Below are 5,234 nucleotides of genomic sequence, written 5' to 3' on the forward strand. Positions count from 1 at the left end.
CCGAGATGAACAGTACATTTCATGTGCGGCTATGCGATTGTGTCTACAGGGTTGACATTGATAACTCGAAACTCCTGATAAGTAGGCAAAACGATTTCGAGAGTACTACAGATTTTACCTGGAATGATGAAAGCCTAGCCGACCTTATCAGCAATGATTGCTACCCATCAATGAATGCCCACAAAATTGAGGAATTGCAAGGCAAGGTTCAGAAACTTGAGGAAGAAATTGGAATAAAAACTAAAGAGAACAGAAAATTGCGCGAGGATTTGAAGCAAACGAAGCAAGATCTCGTACAGAAGACAAAGACTCAAGTCGCCTGTTTGAAAGAGCTGGCAGCTATAAAGGACAAGGAGGAGAAGGTACAGGAAAGGGTCGTTTTCAGAGCCTACGATATACCCAAACTGAAGGAGTATCTTGCATTCAATAGGTCTTCCTTTCTCATTGATTACAGACTTGCCATTATTAGAAAAGATCCTGGAACCTTAATCGCTAAACGCATGGTGAATCCTGATGAGATGGCAACAATCAACCAGCCAGTCTTTAAGTTTATTATTGACAAGAATAACAATACTGGCAAGGGAACTTACCAATTTATTCTTCAGGCTGAACGCTCCGGGCGCATGTTTTGTTTCTCAAACTCTCTTGGAAAAAGGATGAATGGTAACTTAAAGAATCTAGTAGCGAAGCTGATGGATGAAGTTGATAGTGACTACAATCCAGTTTTGCTAGTAATAGCAGATGAAAACGACACCGAAGATGAGATCCGGCAGTGGTGTTACGAGCAAGGATATGATATCTATGTGTAGGTTAATCGATCTGAAGATATGTAGGGAGCGGCCATGAAGCAGTTACTGGTGTTGGTCTATAGCGCAAAAGGCTTAAGCCTATTCAGGCAAAATCAATGCGGTCACATGGAACGACAGCCTCTCAAGGGAGAGCGATATTTGCCCATGCCAAATAGTAAGGAAGCTGATGCGCTAACTGAAACACTTGAGTATCTGGAAGAATCCAGAATCATCCATTCAGAATCACTGGTTAAACTTGTCTACTGCCCAGACATCAAAGTCGACTTGTTGGAAAAGATCATGATTTTCCTCTTTAAGCATAGTTCAAGCCTTGAGGTTCTAACTCTTTTTAGTTCCATGAATCTGCATGCAAATAGTATGGATACCTTGGAAGCAAAGGAAGGGGTGGAAATCATTATTCATAGTAAAAGCTATTATGCTCAATGCACTAAAGACGGCTCTCTCTCTCTGAGCTCTGCTAAAGCTTCAAAACAAGAGGCAAAGCGTCGAGTTATCAGCGAAGAAGACTTGGCTCAAACCTCTGTTCATCTTTATGTTAGAAACGCGAAGCATCCTGCTAACGAACAAAAGGAAAAGATCATATCCAACCTGGAGCTCAAACTTCAAACAGAACAGGAGAAGAACAAACTTCTCCAAGCTGAGCAATCCCGATGGCTGATTGAGTTCAAGCAGGAAAGAGATCTATTCTCACGCACCTTATCTGTAGAAATGATCACATTGATGGATGCACTGGGTTCAAGCGAGATCACCAACAAGAGTTATCTACGGTTTCTGGAAGAAGATGGAGTGTTTGTTAAGAAGAATCAACCTGTGATGGAACTTACCTGTGGAGTTTTGAACGGTACTAAAAGAATAGTAAGAGCAACCGATATGGGGATAGTGATTTATCACATACCTAAATCAGCAGGTACTATCAAGAAAGGGGTAAAGCTACAAATAGACAAGATTTCTGAAGCCAGTGACACAGGTAACCCTTTACTGTGTTCAATACTTGGTTTCAATAAGAAAACTAAGGACATCAAAGACTTTATCACTATGAGGAGGAGCTTTGCCAAAGACATACGTAAAAAAAAATAATCCTAAAGACGTGGCCATCGTAGATAGTAAACCTACGCTGTTTCTTTCACCCAATCTTCTGGAACCTCAGATTGATCATTGTGTGGAAATCTCATCGAGATATAAGAATGTGCTTGAGACCAAAATGAACCCCGGTGATTATCGGTTTATGAAGTTGCTGGAGATAAGTCATGACACAAAGCAACCTCAGCGTCAAGCGATGGAAACCATTCTGACCTCGATGAATTCACCAGAGTATAACACCGCATATTTGATTCTGGGTAAGAAGCACCGTGTGAGCATCTATTTTGGTGTGGTAAAGAACTTGTTCCATTCTGAGCCTACAAAGCTTAACGCGTTTGATAGCAGCAAATTTCTAAAAAGCGCTATCAGAGGGAGCTTCAACGGCTCCAAAATGGAGGATACAGAATGTGCTGAAAAGGAGATATTCCAACAGCTAAGTAGTTTCAAGAGAGCTGGCGTGATATTTGGTACACCTACGCTATCTGAAGAACAGGCCAAAGAAGAGATAGATTTTCAGGGCGTGGATAGATTAATCAACAGCATGATGGGCGAGGAATGGGGCTTTGTAGTTGTGTGCGAACCGTTGCCAACCCAACAAATAAATGGTATGCTGGATCGCGCTCATGATCTTTACAATCAAATTCACCCTTTGGCTAAAACACAGGTGCAGATATCCACAAATGAGGGAGAGAGTAAACAAGATACATCTGGAAAGTCCGAGACCCGGACAAAGACAGATGGAGTAAACGAGAGTAAGAGCAAATCCAGAGGAAGATCACAAAGCGATGAAGATAGCTCTACAAATAGTGGCAGTTCAACCACAAAGGGGTTATCTTCCGGGAAATCAACTGCTTCAGGAGTAAGCACACAGGAATCCAGATCATTTAACACAGGAAAAGGAGAGTCTCACAGTAAAGAGTTTATCGACAAAAAACAGCAAGAGCTACTTAAGTATATTGACGAAGAACTGCTCGAAAGGCTCAACTATGGCAGAAACAAAGGTTTGTATAAAACCTCAGTATATACATTGGCAAGAGACAATGCCACTCAGACCAGGCTTCAACGAATGATCGTATCGGTGTTTCAAGGAAACGATCTGTCCTTTACTCCGCTCAGGATCCTCCCTATGGTGTCAAATGACAAAGAATCGGGATTCTTGAAGATGATTTCCAGTATGCAGATCTTTGACGTAGCGGCAGGATACAATGATTTTGGAAGCCTGATTTCCAGCAGAGTGCAAAATGGAGATATGCTCAGTTTCAGCACATATCTTACGTCAAGAGAGCTGAGTCTTTACGTTAGTGTTCCTACAAAGGAGATACCGGGGGTAGCGCTAAAAAAGGCCGTTAGTTTTGGCTTGAATGTTCCTGGCCATGCTCTGGATGACAAAGACTCTATACCAATGGGTTGTCTCATCGACAATGGTAGAATGCTGAAGGATCACAAAGTACATTTGAATGCATCCGAGCTTAACAAGCATGTGTTCATAACCGGGGTTACAGGATCCGGAAAGACCACTACTTGTTTGAAACTATTGCATGAGGCTAAGGTTCCATTTTTGGTGATTGAGCCGGCAAAGACTGAATACCGCAAGCTATGGAAACAGGATAAAACGCTGAAGCTATACACTTTGGGAAATGAGACCAAAATCCCCTTCCGGTTCAATCCCTTTGAACTGGTGGAAGGTGAATCTGTTTCCACACACATTGACATGCTAAAGGCCGCGTTTACTGCTTCATTTCCCATGGAAGCTGCTATGCCACAACTGATCGAAGACGCCCTTTACAAAATTTACGCGAAGTTTGGTTGGGATATTGAGACTAATCAGAACCCCAGAGATTCCACTACTTTGTTACCATTGATCCCGACTGTCCGTGATTTTGTGGCCCAGCTCAGATTATCAATTAAGGAAAAAGGATTCGGCTCCGAGCTAAAATCAAACTATGAAGGTGCTCTAATCAGTCGATTTAGTAGTTTCACAATCGGAGTAAAAGGATTGATGCTTGATTGCTGCAAATCTATTGACATAGACGCATTACTGGAATCCAATGTAGTGATCGAAATGGAAGACCTGAAAGATGATGCCGATAAAGCTCTGATGATGGGTTTGCTCTTAGCCAGACTCAATGAGGCACTAAAGAGAAGATACAAGAAGGACAAAACTTTTCGACACATTACTTTGATAGAAGAAGCTCATCGCTTGCTCTCTAAATATGAACATGGAGACAGCCCATGTAAAAAACAAGGCGTATCTGTGTTTACCGATATGCTGGCAGAGGTTAGAAAATACGGAGAAAGCCTCATTATTGTCGACCAGATCCCAAACAAGCTTACGACAGAGGTTTTGAAAAACACAAACACCAAGATCATCCACAAAATCTTCGCTAAAGATGATAAAGACAGCGTTGGAGATACAATGAGCATGGATGAGGAGCAGCGTAACTATCTGTCGAATCTTAATACTGGAGAGGCAATCATGTTTAGCCAAGGCTGGTCAAAACCCGTCTGGATTATGATAGAACCTAGCCAATCTACTCCCAGCAAATCCGATGAAGATGACAATAAAGATCCCGCTAAAGATGACATCAGCGACGAAGAACTGCTGGCTATCCGTAAGAGGCAGTTGGAATCAGATATCAATGCTTATCTGCCACACCCATTTATTTCGAACACATATCCATACGATAAGATCCCCGAACTAAGAAAGCTCATATGCGAATGTGGTGAGTGCCTTGAGATCGATGCAAAAAATGCTGAGCCCGCATTTAAGAGCTTCATCAACACCTACTCTAAGCTGGTGGATGAACTAGCGGGTTACTGCTCTCAAAAGCACGTTGCTGCAATTGCCGCAATAGCATATACAAAGAAACGTTTTGGCAGTCCTTACCACGATATCCCCTTTTTCAAGGATATCCACGAAGCCATTACCTTGCTGGTAACTGACGAAACAACCTATGTAGACTCATTAAAGAGACTTACAGAGTTGAATAACAAATACAAAAATCTATTAAGAGGATAGGAGAAATCATGTTCGAACTATTTGGACTAATTGAACTAGTGAAACTAGCGGTAGAAGTACTAAAATCCATAATTACTGTAATTGTGGATTTGTGTAAGAGCTTGGGTATCATCGAAGATGAGGAAAATCCTGAGGAACTTGGTGACAAAGCCCTGCAGGCAGAGGAAGATGGAATGGGGCCAGACAGTTTTGACTCCTGGTCAGAATACAAAAACATGCTTGACAATTATCAAATCGATCCTGTGAGATCACGAGAGACAAGTGAGCAAGAGAAACTGGCCGCAGCCGCTGGTGTTCTGATCAAAGGTATCGAAGAGAGACTTGGC

The 5,234-nt window shown here is 42.1% G+C and carries 4 protein-coding genes; all 4 read left to right on the forward strand.

The annotated features are described in order from the left end of the window. Positions 1 to 809 (forward strand): hypothetical protein (locus tag LHW48_01210; GenBank protein MCB5259082.1); only part of this gene is annotated, 809 nt, incomplete at its 5' end. A 33-nt stretch (positions 810 to 842) separates the two neighbouring features. Continuing rightward, positions 843 to 1,886, forward strand: coding sequence for a hypothetical protein (locus LHW48_01215; GenBank protein MCB5259083.1), 1,044 nt, complete (start codon positions 843 to 845; stop codon positions 1,884 to 1,886). Further along, positions 1,858 to 4,908: a DUF87 domain-containing protein gene (locus LHW48_01220; protein ID MCB5259084.1), complete on the forward strand. Its 3,051-nt coding sequence runs from the start codon at positions 1,858 to 1,860 to the stop codon at positions 4,906 to 4,908. The genes LHW48_01215 and LHW48_01220 overlap by 29 nt, the downstream gene beginning before the upstream one ends. Positions 4,909 to 4,916: 8 nt before the next feature. Next, a partial coding sequence (locus LHW48_01225; protein MCB5259085.1) for a hypothetical protein occupies positions 4,917 to 5,234 on the forward strand: 318 nt, incomplete at its 3' end.

The sequence above is a fragment of the Candidatus Cloacimonadota bacterium genome (assembly GCA_020532355.1).
Lineage (GTDB): Bacteria > Cloacimonadota > Cloacimonadia > Cloacimonadales > Cloacimonadaceae > UBA5456.